Source organism: Streptomyces sp. NPDC019396 (assembly GCF_040632375.1).
Taxonomy (GTDB): domain Bacteria; phylum Actinomycetota; class Actinomycetes; order Streptomycetales; family Streptomycetaceae; genus Streptomyces.
This window is the reverse complement of the sequence record NZ_JBEYBS010000002.1, coordinates 97,948-119,947: the sequence shown is the minus strand read 5'-3', so window position 1 is coordinate 119,947 and position 22,000 is coordinate 97,948. Positions and strand designations below refer to the sequence as shown.

Genomic DNA, 22,000 nt, shown 5'->3' with positions numbered 1-22,000 from the left:
CAGGGGTGTGGTGGGTGGGTGAGCGCGTACCGGCCCGTGTTCCGGCGTGGTGAGCCGGGTCGGTGGGGGCCGTACGTGTGCCGGGTCAACGGTGGGCTGGGACCGGCCTGGAGCAGCAGTGGGGCGGATCAGCACGGACGGGTCGAGGTGCGGATCAGCATGGGCTCAGTGGGCGGGCGTTCCACCCGTGCCGGGGACGGGGAACGCGCCGGTCGCGCGGCGCGTGATCTCGCCGTAGATCTCCGGGTCGGTCGTGAAGTCGCCGAGCCGGCAGGTCTTGCGGCTGCCGTGGTAGTCACTGGAGCCGGTGGTGAGCAGCCCGAGCTCGGCGGCGAGTGCGCGCAGCCGGATACGTGACGACTCGTCGTGGTCCATGTGGTCGACTTCTATGCCGTCGAGCCCGGCCTCCGCCAGCCGGGCGATGGTGTCCTCGGGCACCACTTCGCCGCGGGCGACGGCGAGCGGGTGGGCGAAGACCGTGACGCCCCCGGCCGCCCTGACCAGGCGGATGGCGTCGAAGGGGTCGAACTCGTGCTTGTCGACGTAGGCTCGCCCGTCGTTCGCCAGCCAGTCGGGCGTGAAGGCGGCTGAGACGTCCGGGACGACGCCCAGTTCGACCAGCGCGGAGGCGATATGGGGTCGACCGACGGAGATCCCGTCCGCTGCCTCGGCGCTGTGCCCCGCGATACCGGCCACCTGCTCCCAGGTGACAGGCACACCCAGCTCCTGGAGCTTGGCGATCATGGCTTTGGCCCGTGGCACCCGGTCGTCCCTGACCAGCTCGCGCTCGCGCGCCAGCTCGGGCTCCTCGGGGTCGAAGAGGTAGGCCAGCATGTGCATGCTCACCCCGTCGACCCGGCAGGAGAGCTCGGCTCCGGGGACGAGGGTGAGATGAGCGCGCAGACCGGCGAGCGCGGCGACGGCCTCGGCGTGGCCCGCGACGGTGTCGTGGTCGGTGAGCGCGACGACATCGAGTCCGGCCGCGACGGCGTTCCTGACGAGCTCGGCCGGGGTGTCCGTGCCGTCCGAAGCCGTGGAGTGGGTGTGCAGATCGATACGCACGACGCATGGCTCCATGGCTCGGGGGCCGCGGGGGCCTCGGGGCGAAGGGGGACGTTCCATCGTAACGGGGCACCGGGGGCCCTCCGGACACCGCCCCGGTGAGGGGCGTCACGGCGGTGCCCGTGCGCCCCGCACCGCGAACGCCCGGCGCACCGTGACCGCTGGCGGCGTTCACCGTTTGACGGCGTTCACCGCTCACGGCGTCCGCCGTTCAGGACAGCGCCCTTACAGCAGCAGCCGCGGCGACAGGGCCCCGCACGGCAGCAGGTCCACCTCCGAGCCGGCGTCCCGCAGATCGGTGAGTATCAACTCGTCGTACATCAGCAGTCCGGTCGACTCCGGCCAGACGACTGCCCACAACCACAGCCCCAGCGCCTCGCCCGCGAAGACCGCGCGATCCTCCGGCACCCCGTTGACCTGCCAGAGCGGGGTGGGCCGGCCGGCGGCGAGCACCTTGGCCTGGGGCGGTTTGTCGACGGTCATATGCGTGCCGGGGTCCGGTCCGTCGATCCCCGCGAACCGGGCGCCGAGGCCCACTCCGAGCTCCTCCGCGACCAGCAGCAACTCCCCCACGCCGCCCAGCGGTCCGGGACCGGAACAGGCGACGGCGGTGGCGCGGCCTCCACTGCGGTCGTCTCCCGCGTAGGCCACGCCGGTGAAGAGCCAGCCGACCGGGAGCGGCCAGGGCATCCACACCGGCACCTTGGCCCGGGCCACGACGACGGTGAGGGCTTCGACGCTGGGCGGGATCACCGGTTGCAGCGGTTGCACGGCACCATGCACATCGCACTGCCACGTGTCGGCGAAGAGACCGGGCGCCCTGACCCGGCCACCGCACTTCGGGCAACTGGGTTCGCCCCTCATAGCGCTCAACGGTCCTACCCGCCCGGCGTCACGTCAAGGACGATCACCCGTCCGGTACGGCGGTTTCACCCTGGTTCACCAGGATGAAGTAGGTGCATATTGAATTCATTAGACGCTCTAACTTATTATTTGCATGGCGCATCGCTCTACGGCGGTCAGGGACCGCCGGACAGGGAGGAAGGAGTGCCGATACACACAGAGGACCCGTTCACCGGGCACACCGCACCAGCGGCGGGAGCGGGGGCACTCACCGCGCTCGCCCTGGGCGTCCCGGACGCGCCCCGACCGGTGGCGAGCGCGGGCCACAACTTCGTGCGCTGGTTCGCGGCCGCGGCGGCCCCGTATCTGGCGTCCCCGCTCGCCGAACGAGCCGGTGTGCGGACGCCGTTCGTGGCGGCGGGGGCCGCGGCGCTGATCGGCACGGTCATCGTCCGGGCGGGCCGGGCCTCACTCGCCCGCCCCGCGCACGAGGCGGAGCCGCGCCCCGTGGCCACGGCCCAGGACGGGGTCGCGGTCCTCGCCGACTGAACCGCCGTCAGAGCGGAACGCGGCCGAACCCGCCCATGAGATAGCTCACTTCAGCGGCCTCTGAACTCACGTCAGCGATACGGGCCCGCGCAGCGGGTCGCGCAGGTCCGTACCGTGCTTCAGCCAGCGCTCCTGGAGCGCCGCGGCCCCGTGCACCCGCTTCCACGCCGCTTCGTTCGGTGTCATCGGCAGCAGGGGGAGAAACCGCACCGGGTCCATCGGCTCCGGCAGCTCCAGATCCTCGACCAGGCCGCCGGGCTCGGCGACCAGCACGGAGGTGAAAGGGGCGTTCGGCCAGAGCGGCTCACCGACGTCCATGGAATTCCCCGGGGCCACGATCACACCTTCCACCTGCGGCGACGAGGCCAGGGCCGCGAGTGGCCGCAGCACCTTGTCGGTGTCGGCGAGCCCGCCCCGTACCGACAGCAGCAGCTCGGCGCGCGGCCCCTTCACCGGGTCGGCGAGTAGGTCCTTGGGGTCGTTCATGGGCTGTGCGGACATGCCCAGCGTGGCGTACCGGACGATGCCCCGGTCGTCTCCGGCAATGAAACGGAGCACTTCGATCCGGTCCGTGCCCAGGAACGTCATCGCCGCACGCGCGTCCGGCTCTCCGAACGTGCTGAACAGACGGGCCTCGACAAGAGCAAGAATTTCTCCCATCCCGCGAGCATAGATCGCATCAGGAACGGGCAAAGGAAGGGATTGACCCTCAGTCGGCTGATACGCTTGGCCGCCTGTTGGGACAAAATATGCGTGACGGCGTCTCCGCGAGCTGACCGGAGAACAGCGCCCGTTCCCGACGACACGTCATCCCTCACGGGGGACCGGCTGGAGGAGGTGGGGCTGCGATGGATCGAAGTCGACCGTGCAGTACCAGCCGCTCTTCCGCGCACTCCCCCGTCATCTGACCGGCATCCAGGGTCACTTGCCCGACTGGACCACCCGGCCCGTAGACATGTCGCGCCGCTCCATGGCAACGCGCACGTCGGAAGAGCACATCGCCCTTGCCTGACTGTCTGTAGCGAACGCCGTCATCGCGTCCCGCGGTGCCGCCCGCTTTGCGGACGTATCGAGACAACGTCCTCATTCCGGGCTGTGCCACGCCTCGCACCGGCGGCTTCCCGTGAAGGAGCCTGCCATGTCGATGATCCGTGACCTGCGCGAAGCGGTCCGCCCCACGCTGCGCAAGACCAGCAGCGCCTACAGCTCGTACGACACCACCCGCGATCCCTCCGCCTCCAGCGCCGTCGTGGACTGCGCCGTGTACCGCGAGGGCAGCCGTGTGATGGACGGCACCTGCCTCACCCCGCGCCAGGCGATGCTGCGGGTGCGCGAGGGCGGCGGCTTCGCCTGGATCGGGCTGCACGAGCCGACGGAGGAGGAGTTCGGCGGAATCGCCGCGGAGTTCGGCCTCCACCCGCTGGCCGTCGAGGACGCCGTGCACGCCCATCAGCGCCCCAAGCTGGAGCGGTACGACGACACCCTCTTCACCGTCTTCAAGACCATCCACTACGTGGAGCACGCCGAACTGACCGCGAGCAGCGAGGTCGTCGAGACCGGCGAGGTGATGTGCTTCACCGGACCCGACTTCGTCATCACCGTGCGGCACGGCGGTCAGGGTTCGCTGCGCAACCTGCGGCACCGGCTCCAGGACGACCCCGAGCTGCTCGCCAAGGGCCCGTCGGCGGTACTGCACGCCATCGCCGACCATGTCGTGGACGGCTACATCGCGGTGGCGGACGCCGTACAGGTCGACATCGACGAGATCGAGAGCGATGTCTTCTCGGCCCCCGCGAAGGGCAGCACCCGGGGCACCGACACCGGGCGCATCTACCAGCTCAAGCGCGAGGTGCTGGAGTTCAAGCGGGCGGTGACGCCGCTGCTGCGGCCCATGCAGCTGCTGAGCGAGCGGCCGATGCGGCTGGTGGACCCCGACATCCAGAAGTACTTCCGCGACGTGGCCGACCACCTGGCGCGGGTGCAGGAGCAGGTGATCGGGTTCGACGAGCTGCTGAACTCGATCCTCCAGGCGAATCTGGCGCAGGCGACGGTGGCCCAGAACGAGGACATGCGCAAGATCACTTCCTGGGCCGCGATCATCGCCGTCCCGACGGCGGTGTGCGGTATCTACGGGATGAACTTCGACCACATGCCGGAGCTGCACTGGCGGTACGGCTATCCGATGGTGCTCGTCGGCATCGTGGGGGCCTGTCTCACCATTCACCGCACACTGAAGCGCAACGGCTGGCTCTAATAGGCTGCGGGCATGACTGACGCCGCCGCCACCTCGCAGCTCGACCACGCCCTGGTCGAAGAGGCCACCAAGAAGTCCGGTCTCATCTGGGTCCGGGGCACCGGCCCCGCCCGCGCGCTGTGGCACGTGTGGCACGAGGGCGCCGTGCATGTCATCGGCGACGGGCCCGGTGAGCAGCCGCTGCCGGGGCTCGCGGCGGGCTCCACGGCAGAGGTGACCGTGCGCAGCAAGGACAAGGGCGGTCGGCTGGTGGCCTGGACGGCCGCGGTGAGCGAGCTGGTGCCGGGATCCGAGGCGTGGGAGGCCGCGGTGGGCGAGCTGAAGGGGAAGCGGCTGAACGCGCCGGACGGCGAGGCGATGACGGAGCGCTGGGCGCGGGAGTGCAGGGTGCTGCGCCTCGACCCGCTTGCGGCGTCCACGGAGCTCCCCGCGGGCTCGCTGGCAGCGGCCCCCCTGGCGACCTCCGCGACCACCCGCCGCCCCATTCCCGCGGCCCTGCCGCGGCTCCTGCTGCGTCGCGGCAAGCGGGGCTAGGCCTGGCCGGGTGGGCGGGGGCTACTGCTTACGTGGGAGCTCCTGGCCGTAGTCGACCGTCTCGCCCTGCTCCGGGGGAGCCAGCGCGAAGTCCTCGTCCCAGTCCGCCAGTGTCAGCAATCCCGCCCCGCCCGCCCGTGCGAAGCGCAGGGGGTACGGGGTGCCCTGGAGGGACACGTCCAGCGTCCCGCCGTTCCCCTCGCCGCCGAGGACCTTGATGGTGCGGACGCCGTCCACGGCGTCGTAGCCGCCCTTGCTGAGCTCACCGTGGAGGCCGAGGACGCCGTCCAGCAGCACGTCCATCTCGGTGAAGCCGCGCAGTTGCTTGTAGGTCGGATCGTCCTGCGGGACCTTCACGTACTTGTCGTCCAGCTTCTCCGCGGCCGTCACACCCGACGCGCCCGCCTGCTTCCAGAAGTCCGCGTCGGCCTTCAGATAGAGCGCGTCGTCGGCCCGCAGCAGCTCGAAGGTGGAGCTCTTCGTCGTGACCGAGCCACTGCCGCCGGTCTTCTTGAGACGCATGTTCAGCTTGTAGGTGCCGCCTTTGGACACGAGTGTCCCGGCGAGCCGTACCGACTGCGCCCCGCCCGCCGCGGTCCTGGCCTTCTCCTCGATGGCGGGGGCGTCGAGCCTGCCGACGCCGTTCGTCCCCGCGTCCGGGTCCTCACTGCACCCGGTGACGGCCGTGAGAGTCGCGGCGAGCCCTGCGCAGAGTGCGACGGACAGTGCTGCCCGGCGGGCCCGGGCTGCGGCAGCCAGGGGGAGAGCGGTCACGTGCGCACTGCCTCTCGTGCTGGTGGTGGGGTGGCAAGAGGGCAGAGTACCCGGGGTTATCGGCCGCTCGGGAGGCGAGCCGTACGGACCGCCCACGGGGGCGGCAGGGACGGGCACGGGCTAGCCTGAACCCGTCTGAACCATCACAAAGTGACACACCAGAGCCATTTCGTGAGGAGGCGCAGAGCATGGCGGCAGGCGCCTCCCGGATCTTCGTGTCGCACCTCGCGGGCGTACCGGTGTTCGACCCCAACGGCGATCAGGTCGGCCGGGTACGTGATCTCGTGGCCATGCTCCGGGTCGGCCAGCGCCCACCCCGGTTGCTGGGGATCGTCGTGGAGGTGCACGGCCGCCGCCGGATCTTCCTTCCCATGACCCGGGTCACCGGTGTCGAGTCCGGCCAGGTCATCACCACCGGCGTGGTCAACATGCGGCGCTTCGAGCAGCGCCCCACCGAGCGTCTCGTCCTCGGCGAGCTCCTGGACCGCCGCGTGAGTCTGACGGACTCCGGCGAGGAGGTCACCGTGCTGGATGTCGCCATCCAGCAGCTGCCCGCCCGCCGCGACTGGGAGATCGACAAGGTCTTCGTGCGCAAGGGAAAGGGCGGGGCCCTGCGCCGCAAGGGGGAGACACTGACGGTCGAGTGGTCCGCGGTCACGGGGTTCTCGCTGGATGAGGACGCGCAGGGCGCCGAGCGCCTGGTCGCCACCTTCGAGCGGCTGCGGCCCGCCGACGTCGCCAACGCCCTGCACCATCTGTCGCCCAAGCGGCGCGCCGAGGTCGCCGCGGCCCTCGACGACGACCGGCTCGCCGACGTCCTGGAGGAAATGCCCGAGGACGAGCAGGTGGAGATCATCGGGAAGCTCAAGGAGGAGCGGGCCGCGGACGTCCTGGAGGCGATGGACCCGGATGACGCCGCCGACCTGCTGTCGGAGCTGCCGGAGGAGGACAAGGAGCGGCTGCTGATGCTGATGCGGCCGGACGACGCCGCAGACGTCCGCCGGCTGATGTCCTACGAGGAGCGCACGGCGGGCGGGCTGATGACGCCCGAGCCGATCGTGCTGCGCCCGGACGCGACGGTGGCGGATGCCCTGGCGCGGGTGCGCCAGCAGGACCTCTCCCCCGCGCTCGCCGCGCAGGTCTATGTCTGCCGGCCGCCCGACGAGACCCCCACCGGCAAGTACCTGGGCACCGTGCACTTCCAGCGGCTGCTGCGCGACCCGCCGTTCACCCTCGTCAGCTCGATCGTCGAGACCGATCTGCCGCCGCTCGCGCCGGGCACGGGACTGCCTGCGATCACCAGCTATCTGGCCACGTACAACATGGTCGCCGCGCCGGTCGTGGACGAGAGCGGCTCGCTGCTGGGGGCGGTGACGGTGGACGACGTCCTCGACCATCTGCTGCCCGACGACTGGCGCGAGGCCGAGTTCGAGGGGACGGGGGCCGCCGATGAGTGACGGGCTCACCGAGCGCGGCGACGGCAGGGAGAGGGAAGGGGAGAGAGACCGGGAGCGCGAGCGGCAGTCGGGCGGGCAGCGGCCACGGACCCGGCTGGATGTGCCCCGGGCCCCCCGGCGCAGGGTGCTCCCCGAATACGACCCGGAGGCCTTCGGTCGGCTGTCCGAGAAGATCGCCCGCTTCCTGGGCACCGGGCGGTTCCTCGTCTGGATGACGCTCACGATCATCGTCTGGGTGCTCTGGAACATCTTCGCGCCGGACGCGCTGCGGTTCGACGAGTACCCGTTCATCTTCCTGACCCTCATGCTGTCGCTCCAGGCCTCGTACGCGGCCCCCCTGATCCTGCTGGCGCAGAACCGCCAGGACGACCGCGACCGGGTCAACCTGGAGCAGGACCGTGCGCAGAACGAGCGGTCGATCGCCGACACCGAGTACCTGACCCGGGAGATCGCGGCGCTGCGGATGGGGCTCGGCGAGGTCGCCACCCGCGACTGGATCCGTTCCGAGTTCGAGGATCTGCTGCGGGAGCTGGCGGACCGGCCCGGTGTATTCCCGCCGGACGAGCCGCGGATACGTGACGAAGGCGACCGCTGACAGGCGTCCCCCAGCCGGGATCCGGCGCCGTACCATCGTCCTATGGTTACGGAAGACGCGGTGCGCGAAGCACTGGCGACGGTGAACGACCCCGAGATCAACAAGCCGATCACGGACCTCGGCATGGTCAAGTCGGTCGAGTTCGGGGACGACGGCGCGGTGGCCGTCACGGTCTACCTCACCGTCTCCGGCTGCCCGATGCGCGAGACGATCACCCAGCGTGTCACGGACGCGGTCGCGGCCGTCGAGGGCGTCACCCGCGTCGACGTCTCCCTGGACGTCATGAGCGACGAGCAGCGACGCGAGCTCGCGGCCACGCTTCGGGGCACGACCGCCGAGCGCGAGGTGCCGTTCGCCAAGCCCGGCTCGCTGACCCGGGTCTACGCGGTCGCGTCCGGCAAGGGCGGCGTGGGCAAGTCGTCCGTGACCGTGAACCTGGCGGCGGCCATGGCCGCCGACGGGCTGAAGGTCGGTGTCGTGGACGCCGACATCTACGGCCACAGCGTGCCCCGGATGCTGGGCGCGGACGGCCGTCCCACCCAGGTCGAGAACATGATCATGCCGCCGTCGGCGAACGGCGTGAAGGTCATCTCGATCGGTATGTTCACCCCGGGCAACGCACCGGTGGTCTGGCGCGGCCCGATGCTGCACCGCGCGCTCCAGCAGTTCCTGGCGGATGTGTACTGGGGCGACCTGGACGTGCTGCTGCTCGACCTGCCCCCGGGCACCGGCGATATCGCGATCTCCGTGGCCCAGCTGGTGCCGAACGCCGAGATCCTGGTCGTCACCACCCCGCAGCAGGCAGCCGCCGAGGTGGCGGAGCGGGCTGGCTCCATCGCCGTGCAGACCCACCAGAAGATCGTCGGCGTGGTCGAGAACATGTCGGGCCTCCCGTGCCCGCACTGCGACGAGATGGTCGATGTCTTCGGTACGGGCGGTGGCCAGGCGGTCGCCGACGGGCTGACGAGGACGACCGGTGCGACGGTGCCGGTGCTGGGCCAGATCCCGATCGACGTCCGGCTGCGCGAGGGCGGCGACGAGGGCAGGCCGGTCGTGCTGACCGATCCCGAGTCCCCGGCCGGTGCCGCTCTGCGGGCCATCGCCGGAAAGCTCGGGGGCCGTCAGCGCGGTCTGTCGGGGCTGTCCCTGGGCATCACCCCGCGCAACAAGTTCTGAGCCGTACGCGGCGGGGGCACCGTTCCGGTGGAACGGTGCCCCCGCCGCGTATCCGGGGTCCGCGTCCAGGGTCCGGGGTCCGGTCCGCTACGTGTACGGCCCGAGGTCCCGCACCACCGAGAAGCCGAGCCCGTACGCGCTCATCCCTCGCCCGAACGCGCCGATGTGCACGCCGTTCTCCGAGGACCCGGCCAGCACCCAGCCGAACTCCGACTCACGGTAGTGGAAGGGCATCGGCACTCCGTCCACGGGCAGCGACAGCTCCGACCAGGCCGGACCCGCCAGGTCGTCCGCCAGCTCGAACGCCGTCTCGGTCTGCTGGCTGAGCCAGTCGTCCCGCAGGACGTGGTCCAGCTGCCCGGGCCAGGTGTAGGCCAGCAGCCCCGAGCCGGCCAGCCATGCTGCGGACGACACCGTGGTGGCGTCCAGGACGCCCGTGCCGTCGCCGGTGCGCCGCACGGGGCTCGCGGCGACCGTCACGACCACAGCGAAGCGTTCCTTCCCGGCGGTGGTGGCGTCGGACTTTATCGTCGGCTCGTCGCCGTGGCCCATGGACCCGTGCTGCACCGTGCCGTCGGCTGCTGCGCCGACCTGGACCAGCCAGCGCGGGCCGCTGAAGGCCTCGTCCAGTCCGTACCAGGGGAACGGTGCGCGCAGATAGCCGTCGACCGTGCGCCGGGCCGCGGGCACCTCCTCAGCGGTGGATGCACCGGGCGTGCTCTGCGCCGCCCCTACCCGACTCGTCGTCTCCATCTATCCGGCCGCCTCCTCGTTCACCAGGGTCCGGAGTGGCCCGCCCCCCTCGGGCGTCCTCGTTTCCCGGACAGATGGAGGATAGCCACCCGGCACCGGCTCACCGGGATTGATCGCCCTGGTCCGTGTTTCAAGAACCCGCGCCGTCCGCCCGAAAGCGCGGCTCGCGGGGTCCGGCGCACGGGCTCATCTCCTCCCGGCACGTGAGCGGACGGGAGTTCTCCCACGGCTCAGGGTGACTCAGGTGGCGTCCGCGTCGAACGGCGGGCGCTCGCCCTTGTCGACCGTTTCGCGCTTCTTGAGCCGGTCACCCGTGCCCGGCGAGCCGTTCACGGCAGCCGAGGTGGAAGCGCTGGGCTCCTTGCCGTTGACCGCGTCGGCGACGTCGTTCAGATCCTGCCGGAAATCGAAGCTGCTGCGGAGTTCCCTGAGGTCGTCGTTCTCGAGCTGCTTGCGGATGTACGCCTTCGGATTGAGGTCCTCGAACTCGAAGTCCTTGAATTCCGGGCCGAGTTCCCGACGGATGTCGTGCTTGGCGTTGTCGGAGAACTCCCGGACCTTGCGGATGAAGCGCGAGACGTCCTGGACGACCTTCGGCAGCTTGTCCGGGCCGAAGACGAGCACGGCGAGGACCACGAGCGTGACGAGCTCGAGTGGGCCTATGTCATTGAACACCTGCTGCTCCTTGTGTTCGCGTTCTCCGTGCCCCGCCTGACCACCACACATGCGGCCGGCTCCACGGTACCCGGCAAATCTGTCGGGGCGGTACCACCGGGGTGTCCGTTACGTACCGCTGGACGAACCGAGGGTCAGCGTCCTCGTCTGCTCCTTGCCACCGCGCAGCACGGTGAGCTCCAGCGCGTCGCCCGGCCGGTGGGCCCGGATCTTGACGATGAGCTCCTCACCGTTGTGCACCCGCTGGCCGTCCACCTTGGTGATCACATCCCCGGGGCGGACGCCGGCCTTGGCGGCGGGGCCACCGGGGGTGACGGACGGGGTCTCGCCCTTGCCCTTGTCGCCGATCCGGGCACCGTCGCCCGTGTACTGCATGTCGAGGCTGACACCGATCACGGGGTGGGTGGCCTTGCCCTTGTTGATGAGCTCTTCGGCGACCCGCTTGCCCTGGTTGATGGGGATGGCGAAACCCAGGCCGATGGAGCCGGCCTGGCCCCCCTCGCCCTCGGACCCGGTGCCGCTGCCGGCCGCCCTGATGGCGCTGTTGATGCCGATCACCCGGGCCCTGGCGTCCACGAGCGGGCCACCGGAGTTGCCGGGGTTGATGGGGGCGTCTGTCTGGAGCGCGTCGACGTAGCTGACGTCGCTGCCGTCGCCCTTCTCACCCCCTGCGGTGATGGGGCGCTCCTTGGCGCTGATGATTCCGGCCGTGACGGTGTTCTGGAGGTCGAAGGGGGCGCCGATGGCCACGACCGGATCGCCGACCCGGACACTGTCGGAGTTGCCGAGGGGCAGCGGCTTGAGGCCGGACACCCTGCTGACCTTCACGACCGCGAGGTCATAGCCGCTGTCCTTGCCGATCAGCTTGGCCTCGGCCGTCTCGCCGCCGCTGAAGGTGACGCTGATCTTGCCCGAGCTGCCGGCCGGGGCGACGACATGGTTGTTGGTGAGGATGTGGCCCTGCGTGTCGAGCACGAAGCCGGTACCGGTGCCCTGCTCGCTGCTTCCGGTCACATGCAGCGTGACGACACCGGGGAGGGCGCTGGCCGCGATGCCCGCGACGCTGTCGGGCGCCCGTCCGGAGTTCTCGGCGGCGGCCTGAGGCAGTTCCAGTGCCGTGATGCCGCCCCCGTTGCGCTCCAGGTAGGCGCCGACGGCTCCCCCGGCGACCCCGGTGACCAGTCCGAAGGCAAGCAGCACGGCGATTCCCGCGCCCCTGCGTGGCTTCTTCTTCGGGGACTCACCGGTCTGGCTCAGTGTGGCCGTGCCGGGCACGCTCCAGGGGTCGTACTGCCCCCACTGCGGCGGCTGCGCGGCGGCGGGCGCGGGCACAGGAGCGGGCGCGGGCGGGGCGTATCCGCCGGCGGCCGGGGGCTGGGTGGGTACGGCGGTGCCGTGCGCCGGGGTGCCGGACGGCCGCTGGACCGGCGGAGCAGGGGCCCAGGGCCCCGGGCCACCGTAGGGAGGAGTGCGGTACTCGTCGGGCTCGTGCAGCGGGTGTACGCCGGTGGCCTGGGCCGGGATGGTGGGGCCCGGGGCATCGAGACCGGGACCGTCGGCACCCGGGACGTCTGGGCCCGAGGTGTCTGAGCCCGGGGTGTCTGAGCCCTGGGCGTCGGCGGAGGACTCACCCGCCCTGGGAGCGGGCACCGTGGGCGCCTCGGCGGTCAGAGGCGCGGGCCCGGGCGCCGCGAGGGTGTACTCGGCCTGGTCGTCCACGGGAAGCACGTCAGCGGGGGCCGGAACCGTATCCAGCAGGCCGGGCTCCGGGGTGGCATCACCGGGTCGGCTCCACCACTTCGGCTTCGGACCCGTCTGCTTCCCGTGCTCCATGCTCTTCCCCGCAACCGCTCGTCCTTGCGCCCCGCCGGGCACCCCACCCTGGATTCAACCAGGTTTGCGGATGGCGTCACACAGTGCGGGCGGCCCGGAGACCGGATGGGAGCTGCCCGGGGAGGGCGTCAGCGGGTGCGGGGCGCGATGAGCCGGGTGGGACGCGGGGAGGCGGACGGCGTCGGCCCGTGGGCGTCCGCGAGCTGGTAGACGGAGTCCACGGGCCGTATGAGTGCCGGTGGCGTGGGGCTGAACAAGCTCGACGGCATCAGGGGCTGGGACAGGGGCCGCACCGGCGCCAGGGACGCTGAGCCCGCACCGGTCGCCTGCTGCGCCGCACCGCCGCCGCGGCGCCGCCCGTCCGTGCCCGACATCTGGGCGGGCGTCACACTCCGCTGCGGGGTGACGTTGTTCCCCCGGCCGTCTCCGCGGGCCGTGCCATCGCCCGAAGGGCCCATCGGCAGAGTCCCGCCCAGCGCGATCGCCGCGAACGACACCGCGCTGGCCGCCGTCAGCGCGAACCTCCGGCCACGCCACACCGACCGCTCGGCCTCCTGCCGCCCCACGTCGTGGATCCGGAAGCCGGCCTCGGAACGGGAGCCATGGCCCGGTGCGTACCCGAAGCCCTCCGGGGTCACGCCGAAGACGCCCCCGGGGAGGCGCCCTCCGCCGAAGGGTCCACGATGGTCGCTGTCATCGGCGGGCTGCCCTCCGGGCGGCCCGCCCGGCAAGCCCTGCAGGCGGGCGAGGAACCCTTCGGACGGCGGCGGGGGTGCGGTCGCCGCGAACACGCTCTTGAGGCGGCGCTGCGCGTCGGCCTCGGCCTTGCATTTGGGACATGTCGCCAGATGCGCGAGCACCCGGTCACGCGTGTCATGTTTCAGCTCGCCGTCGATCAGGGCGGCGAGCCGGTCCCCCAGGTGCTGCTCCGCGGGGGACGGACCGATGCCGCTCACTGCGAACCGACCTCCCCAGCCGCTGTCGCCGCGGCCGCCACTCCCGCGGGGGTCCGCTGCTCGGCCCGGGCCTCCGGGGAGCGGTGCTGGAGCGCCTTGCGCAGATGGGACCGCCCGCGGTGGATACGGCTGCGGACGGTGCCCAGCTTGACGCCGAGCGTGGCCGCGATCTCCTCGTACGAGAGTCCCTCGATGTCGCACAGCACCACGGCCGCGCGGAACTCGGGGGCGAGGGTGTCCAGCGCCTGCTGCACATCGGCGTCGAAGTGGGTGTCGTGGAAGACCTGCTGCGGGGACGGCTCCCGGCTGGGCAGCCGCTCGGCCGCGTCGTCGCCGAGCGCGTCGAAGCGGATCCGCTGCTTGCGGCGGACCATGTCCAGGAAGAGATTCGTCGTGATGCGGTGCAGCCAGCCCTCGAACGTCCCCGGCGTGTACGTGGACAGGGAACGGAAGACCCGGACGAAGACCTCCTGGGTGAGGTCCTCCGCGTCATGCTGGTTTCCGGTCAGACGGTAGGCGAGGCGATAGACGCGGCCGCTGTGCGTACTGACGATGTCCTCCCAGGTGGGAGGGGTCCACGCGGCCGATTCCGCCATCGGTGCGAATGTCGCGGTGGGTACGGAGTCGGCCTGGCCGGAGCGGGCGTCGTCAGCGGTGTTGATCACGGATTTCGGCTCACCCGCCGACCGGAGCAGGCGCCGCAGCACCCCTTTCCGATCCACAGGCGCAGCCGCACCTCCCCTGTCGGCTCTGGTGGTGTCCAGTGGAGCCCCTACCATAGCCACCTCGCCCGTTAGCTCCGGATAAGAATCTTTACGCGAATTTGAGAACGGCGGGTGGTCGCCCGCGCGTCCCTTCCGCCTCTCCACGCCTCGCCTGTGCCCCTACATAACGCCCGGTCCCATCTGCGGGTTCCCGGGCATAGCGGATACAGTCACCGTTGCGCCAACTACGGGAACAGGAGAGGGCCATTACCGCCAACCGGCAGACGAGCTGGGCGTTCGCCGACGCCTTTGTCGCCGAGGACGAAGCGCTGCGCTGGGCCCGTGAGCGGGCCCGGGACGTGGAGCTGCCCTCGGTGTCTCCAGGTACCGGCGCCGCCCTGCGACTGCTGGCCGCGACGGCCGACGCCAAGGCGGTGGCCGAGATCGGCACGGGTACGGGCGTCTCCGGGATCTATCTCCTGCAGGGCATGCGGCCCGACGGCGTGCTGACCACCGTGGACGCGGTACCGGAGCGGCAGCAGTTCGCCCGGGAGGCGTTCCGTGCCGCGGGCTTCGCCGGCAACCGGGCGCGCTTCATCCCCGGACGCGCGCTGGACGTGCTGCCCCGGCTTGCCGACGGCGGGTACGACCTCGTCTTCTGCGACGGCGACCGGCTGGAGCTGCTGGACTACCTCGCTGAATCGTTGCGCCTGCTGCGACCTGGGGGTCTTGTGTGCTTCGAAGGGGCCTTCGCCGATGGCCGCACGGTCGACGCAGCGGCACAGCCGATCGATGTGCTGCGGATGCGGGAGCTGCTTAGGGCGGTCAGGGAGAGCCAGGAACTACTGCCGTCGCTACTGCCAGTGGGTGACGGACTGCTGTGCGCGGTACGGCGCGGGTAGCAGCGCCCCGCCCTGAGGCCACGCGCTGAGGCCGGTCATTCGTGGCAATGCCCCGGCACGGTCGGACCGTGCCGGGGCATTGCGTGAACACAGAAGGGTGCGGGCGCTTCCGCGTCAGCCGACGACCTTCTTGAGGGCGTCACCAAGGGCGTCTGCCTCATCCGGGGTCAGCTCGACCACGAGTCGACCGCCGCCTTCGAGCGGAACGCGCATGACGATGCCCCGCCCCTCCTTGGTCACCTCGAGCGGGCCGTCGCCCGTCCGCGGCTTCATGGCCGCCATGCTCGTTCCCCTTCCTGAAACCAGCTCATCGTCACCGACGGCCCCCTGGGTGGGCACACGTCACCGGCATCGAACACATTGCTTCCCGGCCATTATCCCGCATGGCGGGACCCGATGACCAACATCGGTCTGCATCGCTTGCGCAACGCGCTTTCGCAAAACCACCTAATTCGGGGATCCGCCTGCGATACTTCGCCACCGCGCTCTCACCGGAGGCACGTTTTCTCCGGCGCTCCCTTTGACGCAGGTCACATACCGGTGCGCATGTCCGGCCCGGACGATCTCCGCCATGCTGGGCTCGACACGACCGACACGACGGCAACACCGAGCCGAAACCCAGCCGCGAAGGGGACACGACCATGGCCGACACCGTGCTGTACGAGGTGCACGACGGACTCGCCACCATCACGATCAACCGGCCCGAGGCCATGAACGCGATGAACGTCGAGGCCAAGGAGGCACTCCGGGACAGCCTGCGCGCCGCGGCCGATGACACCGCGGTCCGGGCGGTGCTGCTGACCGCCACCGGCAAGGCTTTCTGTGTGGGCCAGGACCTCAAGGAGCACGTCACGCTGCTGATGTCCGACAAGCAGTCGGGCACCCGCCACACCATGAACACGGTGCGTGAGCACTACAACCCCATCGTGCGGGCGCTCACCGAGATGCCGAAGCCGGTGGTCGCCGGGGTGAACGGGGTCGCTGCCGGAGCGGGCTTCGGCTTCGCGCTGGCCGCGGACTACCGGGTCGTCGCCGACTCGGCGAAGTTCACCACCGCTTTCGCCGGGGTCGCGCTCACCGCCGACTCGGGCGTCTCCTGGACCCTGCCCCGCCTGATCGGCGCGAGCCGCGCCTCCGACCTGCTGCTCTTCCCTCGGTCGATCTCGGCGCAGGAGGCCTACGACCTGGGCATCGCGAACCGCCTCGTCCCCGCGGACCAGCTCGCGACCGAGGCCGAGTCGGTCGCCCGGGCTCTGGCAGAGGGCCCGACGCTCGCATACGCGGCGATCAAGGAGTCCCTGGCGTTCGGCGCCTCGCACTCGCTGGCCGAGGCGCTGGAGAAGGAAGAGGAGGTCCAGAGCCGGGCGGGAGCCTCGGAGGACCACGGGATCGCGGTGCAGGCGTTCCTGAACAAGGAGAAGCCGAAGTACCTGGGCCGCTGAGGGCCTCCGACGGGTGCGGGGTGGGTTCTTGGGTGCGCCCCGCACCAGCCGGCTACGCCCCTCGCGCCGCGCAGTCGGCCAGGTGGTCGTCGACCAGGCCACAGGCCTGCATCAGGGCGTACGCGGTGGTGGGGCCGACGAAGCGGAGCCCGCGCTTCTTGAGGTCCTTGGAGAGGGCTTTGGACTCGTCCGTGACGGCCGGTACGTCCGCCAGGGTTCGCGGCACCGGCCGGGCCGCGGGGTCGGGGGCGAACGACCAGATCAGCGTGTCCAGCTCGCCGGGAGCCCATTCCGCAAGGACCCGCGCATTGGCGAGGGTCGCCTCGACCTTGGCGCGGTTGCGGATGATCCCGGGGTCGGCGAGCAGCCGGTCCCGGTCGGCTTCGGTGAAGGCCGCGACCGAGGCGACACGGAAGCCGTCGAAGGCCAGACGGAAGGTCTCCCGGCGGCGCAGAATCGTGATCCACGAGAGCCCGGACTGGAACGCCTCCAGGCAGAGCCGCTCGAACAGGGCGTCGTCGCCGTGGACAGGCCTGCCCCATTCCTCGTCGTGGTACGCGACGTAGTCCGGGGCCGACAGGCCCCAGGGGCAGCGCAGCCGCCCGTCGGGGCCCGCGATCGCGCCGCCGCTCATCCGTCCTGCTCCCCGCCCGGATCGGGCTCCGGGCGCTTGTCCCACATGCCGCCCGCCTCCCGCCTGCCGGCCAGCGCGGACTCCAGCTCGGAGATCCGCGCGTCTCGCTCGGCGAGCTCGGCTCCCAGGCGGTCGAGCACGTCGTCGACATCGGCCATCCGGTAACCCCGGGGCGCCAGGGGCAGCCGCAGTGCCTCGATGTCGGCGGGTCCCACGGGACGTGTCACCGGCAGCGGGTCCACGAGCTGCTCGGGCGCCGCTTCCGGAAGGACCTCGTTCCCCCCGCCGCCGACCACCGCGAGCGTGACCGCGGCGACGACCACGACCATCGCGATCAGCAAGAACCAGAACACAGCGCGCCTCTCCCCGGAGCAGGAAACCGTCTGCTGCCGATCGTGCCATGCGCCACCGACAGTTAAGGTCGCAGGCGACGGAACGCGGGGAGGAAAGAGGAGGAAACACGGGATGCGCAGCGGAAATCTGCGGCTGGGCCGGCGCGAATTCGGTGCGCGTGAACCGGTGATCATGGCGATCGTGAACCGGACCCCGGACTCCTTCTACGACCAGGGCGCCACGTTCCGGGACGAGCCCGCGCTCGCCCGCGTCGAGCAGGCGGTGTCCGAGGGCGCCGCCATCGTCGACATCGGGGGCGTCAAGGCCGGTCCCGGCGAGGAGGTGTCGGCCGAGGAGGAGGCCCGCCGCACGGTCGGCTTCGTCGCCGAGGTCCGCCGTCGCTTCCCCGATGTGGTGATCAGCGTGGACACCTGGCGGCACGATGTGGGTGCCGCGGTCTGCGAGGCGGGCGCCGACCTGCTCAACGACGCCTGGGGCGGGGTGGACCCGAAGCTGGCCGAGGTGGCCGCCCGCTATGACGTGGGTCTGGTGTGCACGCATGCCGGAGGGGCCGAGCCGAGGACCCGGCCGCACCGGATCGCGTACGACGATGTGATGGCGGACATCCTGCGGGTGACGACGGGGCTCGCCGAACGGGCGGCGGGGCTCGGGGTGCGCAGGGACGCCATCCTCATCGACCCCGGCCACGACTTCGGGAAGAACACCCGGCATTCGCTGGAGGCGACCCGACGCCTCGGTGAGATGGCAGATACGGGCTGGCCGGTGCTGGTGTCGCTGTCCAACAAGGACTTCGTGGGCGAGACCCTCGACCGCCCGGTCAAGGAGCGGCTGATCGGCACTCTCGCGACCACGGCGGTCTCCGCGTGGCTGGGCGCTCGGGTCTACCGCGTCCATGAGGTGGCGGAGACCCGCCAGGTGCTGGACATGGTCGCCTCCATCGCCGGGCACCGGCCTCCGGCCGTGGCCCGCCGCGGGCTGGCCTGAGCCGGCGGCAGCGCCCCGCAGCCGCGGCCGGAGGGTGCGGCAGCCGGTCAGGCTCGCGCCGCCTGCCGCGGGCCTCGGGCCTCGGGCCGCGTCATGGGCCCGTCAGGCCTCGTACCCCTCGAAGGGCGCCGGGACGGGCGGGCCCGTCTCCTTGGTGACCAGCGCGACCGCCTCGTCCACGTCGTCCGTGACGTGGAACAGCAGCAGATCGTGCTCGGACGCCTTGCCCTGCGCGACCACGGTGTCCCGCAGCCAGTCGACCAGCCCGTTCCAGTAGGCCGAGCCGAAGAGCACGATCGGGAAGCGGGTCACCTTTCCGGTCTGGACGAGGGTGAGGGCCTCGAACAGCTCGTCCAGGGTGCCGAGCCCACCGGGCAGCACGACGAAGCCCTGTGCGTACTTCACGAACATCGTCTTGCGGACGAAGAAGTAGCGGAAGTTCACCCCGATGTCGACATGCGGGTTGAGGCCCTGTTCGAAGGGCAGCTCGATGCCGAGGCCGACGGAGACTCCGCGGGCCTCTCTCGCACCCTTGTTGGCGGCCTCCATCGCCCCCGGGCCGCCACCGGTGATCACCGCGAAGCCGGCGTCGACGAGCGCCCTGCCGATACGGACGCCCGCCTCGTACTCGGGGCTGCCGGCGGGGGTCCGGGCCGAGCCGAAGACACTGATGGCGCTCGGCAGTTCGGCGAGGGCACCGAAGCCCTCCACGAACTCCGACTGGATACGCATGACCCGCCAGGGATCGGTGTGCACCCACTCGGAGTCACCCTCGGTGTCCAGCAGACGCTGGTCCGTGGTGCCGGGCTGGATCTGGTCCCTGCGGCGCAGTACCGGCCCGGTCCGCTGCTCCTCCGGTCGCCCTGCTTCCTCGGGATTGCCCATGACCTGCTCCCTCCGCTGCATGCTCGTTCCTGGTCAGCGTAGGTCCACGGAGGTGGACAAGAGCGAAATTCCACAGGTCGGACAGGCAGATCCACAGAAGCCGGAGTTCAGGCGGTGAGCCAGTTCCGCAGCCGCTCCTCGCAGTGCGTGATCCGTTCCGTGGCCACATGCTCGTCCCGCTTGTGGGCGAGGAGCGCGTCTCCCGGCCCGTAGTTCACCGCGGGTACGCCCAGACCGCTGAACCGCGACACGTCCGTCCAGCCGAACTTGGGCTGGGCCGTGCCGCCCACGGCCGTCATGAACGCGATGGCCGCCGGGTGCGAGAGCCCCGGCAGCGCACCGCCGGTGTGATCGTCGACGACGAACTCGGCGACACCGCAGTCCGCGAACACCTCGCGCACATGGGCCTCCGCCTCCGCCATGCCGCGGTCCGGGGCGTAGCGGTAGTTGACCACCACGGTGCACGCGTCGGGGATGACGTTGGTGGCGACACCGCCCTCGATGCCCACGGCGTTGAGGCCTTCGCGGTATTCGAGCCCGTCGATCACCGGGCGCCGCGGCTCGTAGGCGGCGAGCCGGGCCAGCACGGGCCCCGCCGCGTGGATCGCGTTGGCGCCCATCCAGCTGCGCGCGGAGTGCGCGCGCTCTCCGGTCAGCCGCAGATGGACCCGCAGCGTCCCCTGGCAGCCGCCCTCGACCTGGGCGTCGGACGGCTCCAGCAGGACGGCGAAGTCGCCCTCGAGCCAGTCGGGGTGCGCCTCGGCCACATGCCCGAGTCCGTTGAGGTGTGCGGCGACCTCTTCGTTGTCGTAGAAGACGAAGGTGAGGTCGCGGTTGGGCGCGGGCACGGTCGCGGCGATCCGCAACTGCACGGCCACGCCCGACTTCATGTCCGAGGTGCCGCAACCCCAGAGCACGCCGTTCTCGTCCAGACGGGAGGGGACGTTGCCGGCGATCGGCACGGTGTCGATATGCCCGGCGAGCACGACCCGCTCGGCCCGGCCCAGCCGCGTACGTGCCACGACGTTGTTGCCGTGCCGGTCGACGGTGAGGTGCGGCAGCGGGCGCAGCGCCTCCTCGATCGCGTCGGCGAGGGGCTTCTCGTTCCCGCTGACCGAGGGGAAGTCGACGAGGCGGGCGGTCAGCGCCGGGCCGTCCAGGCTGAGATCAAGCGCGTTTTCGGACATGCCCCGACCCTAACGTTGCCCTCGCCCCCGTTCCTGGGGGGGCATGCGGCCGGGGCCGGTACCGTGGGCGCGTGACCGAGATCGCCTCGACCGCCTCCCCCGTCCGGCGTGGCCGCCTGGTGCGCGTCGCCGCCGCGTTCGCCGTGCTGCTGGCGCTCGTCGCGTATGTGGTCATGCAGTACGTCAGCAAGGGCACGGGCGCACCAGGATGCGTGGTGCGTTCCGCCGGCGGTCCCGACTCCGGCCAGGACTCGGAGACCTCCTTCGAGCTGACCCCGGAGATGGCCGCGAACGCCGCCACGATCTCCGCCGTCGGCACCACCCGCGGGATGCCGGAGCGCGCGGTGACCATCGCCCTGGCGACGGCCCTCCAGGAGTCCACGCTGCTCAACATCAGCTATGGCGACCGGGACTCGCTCGGGCTGTTCCAGCAGCGGCCGTCGATGGGCTGGGGAACCCCACGGCAGATCCTCGACCCGGTCTACTCCGCCGGGAAGTTCTACGAGCACCTCGACGAGGTGCCGGACTACGCGAAGCTCCCCCTGACCGATGCCGCCCAGCTGGTCCAGCGCAGCGGGTACCCCCAGGCGTACGCCAAACACGAGCCGGACGCCGCGCTGCTGGCCGCGGCCCTCACCGGACGTGCCTCAGCCGCGCTGACCTGCACCACGGGGCAGCAGCCTGGGGCCGGTGACCCGGCGAAGGTTCGCGCCGCGCTGACCCGGGCCTTCGGCAACGGTGTGCTGCCCCCGGCCACGGGTTCGGGCCGCGCCGCCGCCCCGCACGCGAGAGGGGCCGGGGCGGGGAGCGAGCTGAGGGTGCCGGTCACCAGGGCGACGGGTGGGGACTCCGGGGCCGCGAAGGCGCGGCGGGGCTGGGAGCTGGCGCACTGGGCGGTGGCCCAGGCGGACGAGCTGCGCATCGCGGAGGTCTCGTACGGGGACCGGGTCTGGAGCGCGGACGAGGCGTACGACGGCTGGCAGCAGGTGGGGCAGGGGCCGGGCGGCACCGGCGAGGTCAGGATCCGGGTCGGCCGGTAGGCCCTGCCCGTCCGCGGGGCCGGCTCGGGCCGCCTGGCAGGACCGACCGGCCGGACAGGCCGGGCAGGACGCAAGGCTGACGGTCCGGATGGGCCGGACAGGCCTGTAAACAGGGTCGGGCATATGTCCGGGACATCGCCTGGAAGTGGTCACCCACGCCGTGCCGGGTGGCCGTCCACGGGCCCGTTCGGCGACGTTCGACGCAACCCGTCGCTTCCCTTGTCACGACAGGGAAGTGACGGTTCAGCGGACTGTCGGAACGGGCGCTGTTCGCCCGTTTTTGTCCACAGCTGATTATGCGATGCATTACCGACTCTTTACCTTCGGGTACCGCAACCATCCCGGGCCCACGAGCGGTTGTCATGGCGTCCGATCGCCGGACAGGCAACACCAAACGTTCTCGTCGA

24 protein-coding genes are annotated in these 22,000 nt (G+C 71.2%); 10 read left to right on the top strand and 14 right to left on the bottom strand.

Features of this window, described 5'->3' with window-relative positions; translation table 11 throughout:
* Positions 1–165: 165 nt before the first annotated feature.
* Both ABZ532_RS02580 and ABZ532_RS02575 read right to left on the bottom strand, forming a co-directional pair.
* Entirely contained in the window at positions 166–1,062 is an 897-nt protein-coding gene (locus tag ABZ532_RS02580) for a PHP domain-containing protein (protein ID WP_361278876.1), read from the bottom strand.
* Positions 1,063–1,287: 225 nt separating this feature from the next.
* Positions 1,288–1,926: a DUF6758 family protein gene (locus ABZ532_RS02575; RefSeq protein WP_361278874.1), complete on the bottom strand. Its 639-nt coding sequence runs from the start codon at positions 1,924–1,926 to the stop codon at positions 1,288–1,290.
* Positions 1,927–2,109: 183 nt separating this feature from the next.
* Between ABZ532_RS02575 and ABZ532_RS02570 the strand changes: the two genes are divergently transcribed.
* The gene (locus ABZ532_RS02570; RefSeq protein WP_361278872.1) at positions 2,110–2,454 is read left to right on the top strand and encodes a hypothetical protein; all 345 of its coding nucleotides are present in this window, start codon (positions 2,110–2,112) and stop codon (positions 2,452–2,454) included.
* Between the two features lie 66 nt (positions 2,455–2,520).
* Here ABZ532_RS02570 and ABZ532_RS02565 read toward each other — a convergent pair whose 3' ends face one another.
* Positions 2,521–3,114: a suppressor of fused domain protein gene (locus ABZ532_RS02565; protein WP_361278870.1), complete on the bottom strand. Its 594-nt coding sequence runs from the start codon at positions 3,112–3,114 to the stop codon at positions 2,521–2,523.
* Between the two features lie 478 nt (positions 3,115–3,592).
* On the opposite strand from ABZ532_RS02565, the gene ABZ532_RS02560 reads away from it, so the two are divergent.
* Together ABZ532_RS02560 and ABZ532_RS02555 are read left to right on the top strand one after the other, a co-directional pair.
* A complete protein-coding gene (locus tag ABZ532_RS02560; RefSeq protein ID WP_361278868.1) occupies positions 3,593–4,708 on the top strand; it encodes a magnesium and cobalt transport protein CorA in 1,116 nt (371 codons plus the stop codon).
* A gap of 12 nt (positions 4,709–4,720) precedes the next feature.
* A complete protein-coding gene (locus ABZ532_RS02555) occupies positions 4,721–5,242 on the top strand; it encodes a hypothetical protein (RefSeq protein ID WP_361278866.1) in 522 nt (173 codons plus the stop codon).
* 21 nt (positions 5,243–5,263) lie between these two features.
* Here ABZ532_RS02555 and ABZ532_RS02550 read toward each other — a convergent pair whose 3' ends face one another.
* Positions 5,264–6,016 (bottom strand): hypothetical protein, encoded by a 753-nt coding sequence (locus tag ABZ532_RS02550; protein ID WP_361278864.1) that lies wholly within the window; start codon positions 6,014–6,016, stop codon positions 5,264–5,266.
* 188 nt (positions 6,017–6,204) lie between these two features.
* Here ABZ532_RS02550 and ABZ532_RS02545 point away from each other — a divergent pair, with 188 nt between their 5' ends.
* The 3 genes from ABZ532_RS02545 to ABZ532_RS02535 are packed head-to-tail and all read left to right on the top strand — an operon-like array spanning position 6,205 to position 9,244.
* A complete protein-coding gene (locus ABZ532_RS02545) occupies positions 6,205–7,473 on the top strand; it encodes a CBS domain-containing protein (protein WP_361278861.1) in 1,269 nt (422 codons plus the stop codon).
* Positions 7,466–8,068: a DUF1003 domain-containing protein gene (locus ABZ532_RS02540; RefSeq protein WP_361278859.1), complete on the top strand. Its 603-nt coding sequence runs from the start codon at positions 7,466–7,468 to the stop codon at positions 8,066–8,068. Before ABZ532_RS02545 ends, ABZ532_RS02540 begins: the two co-directional genes overlap by 8 nt.
* A gap of 42 nt (positions 8,069–8,110) precedes the next feature.
* Positions 8,111–9,244 (top strand): Mrp/NBP35 family ATP-binding protein, encoded by a 1,134-nt coding sequence (locus ABZ532_RS02535; protein WP_361278856.1) that lies wholly within the window; start codon positions 8,111–8,113, stop codon positions 9,242–9,244.
* An 87-nt stretch (positions 9,245–9,331) separates the two neighbouring features.
* Here ABZ532_RS02535 and ABZ532_RS02530 read toward each other — a convergent pair whose 3' ends face one another.
* The 5 genes from ABZ532_RS02530 to sigE all read right to left on the bottom strand — a co-directional run bounded on the left by ABZ532_RS02530 (position 9,332) and on the right by sigE (position 14,240).
* A complete protein-coding gene (locus tag ABZ532_RS02530; protein ID WP_361278854.1) occupies positions 9,332–9,997 on the bottom strand; it encodes a hypothetical protein in 666 nt (221 codons plus the stop codon).
* Positions 9,998–10,237: 240 nt separating this feature from the next.
* On the bottom strand, positions 10,238–10,672 hold the full coding sequence (locus ABZ532_RS02525) for a sec-independent translocase (protein WP_361278851.1): 435 nt from the start codon (positions 10,670–10,672) through the stop codon (positions 10,238–10,240).
* Between the two features lie 108 nt (positions 10,673–10,780).
* Positions 10,781–12,505 carry a trypsin-like peptidase domain-containing protein gene (locus ABZ532_RS02520; protein ID WP_361278849.1) on the bottom strand — a complete coding sequence of 575 codons (1,725 nt, stop codon included), beginning with the start codon at positions 12,503–12,505 and terminating at the stop codon, positions 10,781–10,783.
* A gap of 128 nt (positions 12,506–12,633) precedes the next feature.
* Complete coding sequence (locus ABZ532_RS02515) at positions 12,634–13,461, bottom strand: zf-HC2 domain-containing protein (protein ID WP_361278847.1); 828 nt, start codon at positions 13,459–13,461, stop codon at positions 12,634–12,636.
* Positions 13,458–14,240 carry an RNA polymerase sigma factor SigE gene (gene sigE, locus ABZ532_RS02510; protein ID WP_361278845.1) on the bottom strand — a complete coding sequence of 261 codons (783 nt, stop codon included), beginning with the start codon at positions 14,238–14,240 and terminating at the stop codon, positions 13,458–13,460. Before sigE ends, ABZ532_RS02515 begins: the two co-directional genes overlap by 4 nt.
* 161 nt (positions 14,241–14,401) lie before the next feature.
* Here sigE and ABZ532_RS02505 point away from each other — a divergent pair, with 161 nt between their 5' ends.
* Complete coding sequence (locus ABZ532_RS02505) at positions 14,402–15,067, top strand: O-methyltransferase (protein WP_361278843.1); 666 nt, start codon at positions 14,402–14,404, stop codon at positions 15,065–15,067.
* Between the two features lie 114 nt (positions 15,068–15,181).
* Here the strand turns inward: ABZ532_RS02505 and ABZ532_RS02500 are convergent, their stop codons facing one another.
* The gene (locus tag ABZ532_RS02500) at positions 15,182–15,349 is read right to left on the bottom strand and encodes a DUF3117 domain-containing protein (RefSeq protein WP_003966491.1); all 168 of its coding nucleotides are present in this window, start codon (positions 15,347–15,349) and stop codon (positions 15,182–15,184) included.
* A gap of 359 nt (positions 15,350–15,708) precedes the next feature.
* On the opposite strand from ABZ532_RS02500, the gene ABZ532_RS02495 reads away from it, so the two are divergent.
* Positions 15,709–16,509 carry an enoyl-CoA hydratase-related protein gene (locus ABZ532_RS02495; protein ID WP_361278841.1) on the top strand — a complete coding sequence of 267 codons (801 nt, stop codon included), beginning with the start codon at positions 15,709–15,711 and terminating at the stop codon, positions 16,507–16,509.
* A gap of 52 nt (positions 16,510–16,561) precedes the next feature.
* On the opposite strand, the gene ABZ532_RS02490 is transcribed toward ABZ532_RS02495, so the two are convergent.
* Together ABZ532_RS02490 and ABZ532_RS02485 are read right to left on the bottom strand one after the other, a co-directional pair.
* The gene (locus tag ABZ532_RS02490; RefSeq protein WP_361278839.1) at positions 16,562–17,143 is read right to left on the bottom strand and encodes a DNA-3-methyladenine glycosylase I; all 582 of its coding nucleotides are present in this window, start codon (positions 17,141–17,143) and stop codon (positions 16,562–16,564) included.
* A complete protein-coding gene (locus ABZ532_RS02485; protein WP_361279405.1) occupies positions 17,140–17,472 on the bottom strand; it encodes a DivIVA domain-containing protein in 333 nt (110 codons plus the stop codon). The genes ABZ532_RS02490 and ABZ532_RS02485 overlap by 4 nt, the downstream gene beginning before the upstream one ends.
* 136 nt (positions 17,473–17,608) lie before the next feature.
* On the opposite strand from ABZ532_RS02485, the gene folP reads away from it, so the two are divergent.
* On the top strand, positions 17,609–18,481 hold the full coding sequence (gene folP / locus ABZ532_RS02480) for a dihydropteroate synthase (protein ID WP_361278837.1): 873 nt from the start codon (positions 17,609–17,611) through the stop codon (positions 18,479–18,481).
* Positions 18,482–18,583: 102 nt separating this feature from the next.
* Here folP and ABZ532_RS02475 read toward each other — a convergent pair whose 3' ends face one another.
* Together ABZ532_RS02475 and dapE are read right to left on the bottom strand one after the other, a co-directional pair.
* Entirely contained in the window at positions 18,584–19,366 is a 783-nt protein-coding gene (locus ABZ532_RS02475) for a TIGR00730 family Rossman fold protein (protein ID WP_361279403.1), read from the bottom strand.
* Positions 19,367–19,473: 107 nt separating this feature from the next.
* Complete coding sequence (gene dapE / locus ABZ532_RS02470; protein WP_361278834.1) at positions 19,474–20,553, bottom strand: succinyl-diaminopimelate desuccinylase; 1,080 nt, start codon at positions 20,551–20,553, stop codon at positions 19,474–19,476.
* Between the two features lie 80 nt (positions 20,554–20,633).
* Here dapE and ABZ532_RS02465 point away from each other — a divergent pair, with 80 nt between their 5' ends.
* The gene (locus ABZ532_RS02465) at positions 20,634–21,593 is read left to right on the top strand and encodes a hypothetical protein (RefSeq protein WP_361279401.1); all 960 of its coding nucleotides are present in this window, start codon (positions 20,634–20,636) and stop codon (positions 21,591–21,593) included.
* The last annotated feature ends 407 nt before the right edge of the window (positions 21,594–22,000 follow it).

Bases quoted from the DNA above. Each gene is read 5' to 3' on its own strand.
- ABZ532_RS02555 (WP_361278866.1), top strand. From the start codon at position 4,721: ATGACTGACGCCGCCGCCACCTCGCAGCTCGACCACGCCCTGGTCGAA.
- sigE (WP_361278845.1), bottom strand. From the start codon at position 14,240: ATGGTAGGGGCTCCACTGGACACCACCAGAGCCGACAGGGGAGGTGCG.
- dapE (WP_361278834.1), bottom strand. From the start codon at position 20,553: ATGTCCGAAAACGCGCTTGATCTCAGCCTGGACGGCCCGGCGCTGACC.
- ABZ532_RS02485 (WP_361279405.1), bottom strand. From the start codon at position 17,472: ATGGTCGTGGTCGTCGCCGCGGTCACGCTCGCGGTGGTCGGCGGCGGG.
- ABZ532_RS02520 (WP_361278849.1), bottom strand. From the start codon at position 12,505: ATGGAGCACGGGAAGCAGACGGGTCCGAAGCCGAAGTGGTGGAGCCGA.
- ABZ532_RS02475 (WP_361279403.1), bottom strand. From the start codon at position 19,366: ATGGGCAATCCCGAGGAAGCAGGGCGACCGGAGGAGCAGCGGACCGGG.
- ABZ532_RS02500 (WP_003966491.1), bottom strand. From the start codon at position 15,349: ATGGCGGCCATGAAGCCGCGGACGGGCGACGGCCCGCTCGAGGTGACC.
- folP (WP_361278837.1), top strand. From the start codon at position 17,609: ATGCGCAGCGGAAATCTGCGGCTGGGCCGGCGCGAATTCGGTGCGCGT.
- ABZ532_RS02530 (WP_361278854.1), bottom strand. From the start codon at position 9,997: ATGGAGACGACGAGTCGGGTAGGGGCGGCGCAGAGCACGCCCGGTGCA.
- ABZ532_RS02490 (WP_361278839.1), bottom strand. From the start codon at position 17,143: ATGAGCGGCGGCGCGATCGCGGGCCCCGACGGGCGGCTGCGCTGCCCC.
- ABZ532_RS02545 (WP_361278861.1), top strand. From the start codon at position 6,205: ATGGCGGCAGGCGCCTCCCGGATCTTCGTGTCGCACCTCGCGGGCGTA.
- ABZ532_RS02540 (WP_361278859.1), top strand. From the start codon at position 7,466: ATGAGTGACGGGCTCACCGAGCGCGGCGACGGCAGGGAGAGGGAAGGG.
- ABZ532_RS02565 (WP_361278870.1), bottom strand. From the start codon at position 3,114: ATGGGAGAAATTCTTGCTCTTGTCGAGGCCCGTCTGTTCAGCACGTTC.
- ABZ532_RS02495 (WP_361278841.1), top strand. From the start codon at position 15,709: ATGGCCGACACCGTGCTGTACGAGGTGCACGACGGACTCGCCACCATC.
- ABZ532_RS02560 (WP_361278868.1), top strand. From the start codon at position 3,593: ATGTCGATGATCCGTGACCTGCGCGAAGCGGTCCGCCCCACGCTGCGC.
- ABZ532_RS02575 (WP_361278874.1), bottom strand. From the start codon at position 1,926: ATGAGGGGCGAACCCAGTTGCCCGAAGTGCGGTGGCCGGGTCAGGGCG.
- ABZ532_RS02535 (WP_361278856.1), top strand. From the start codon at position 8,111: ATGGTTACGGAAGACGCGGTGCGCGAAGCACTGGCGACGGTGAACGAC.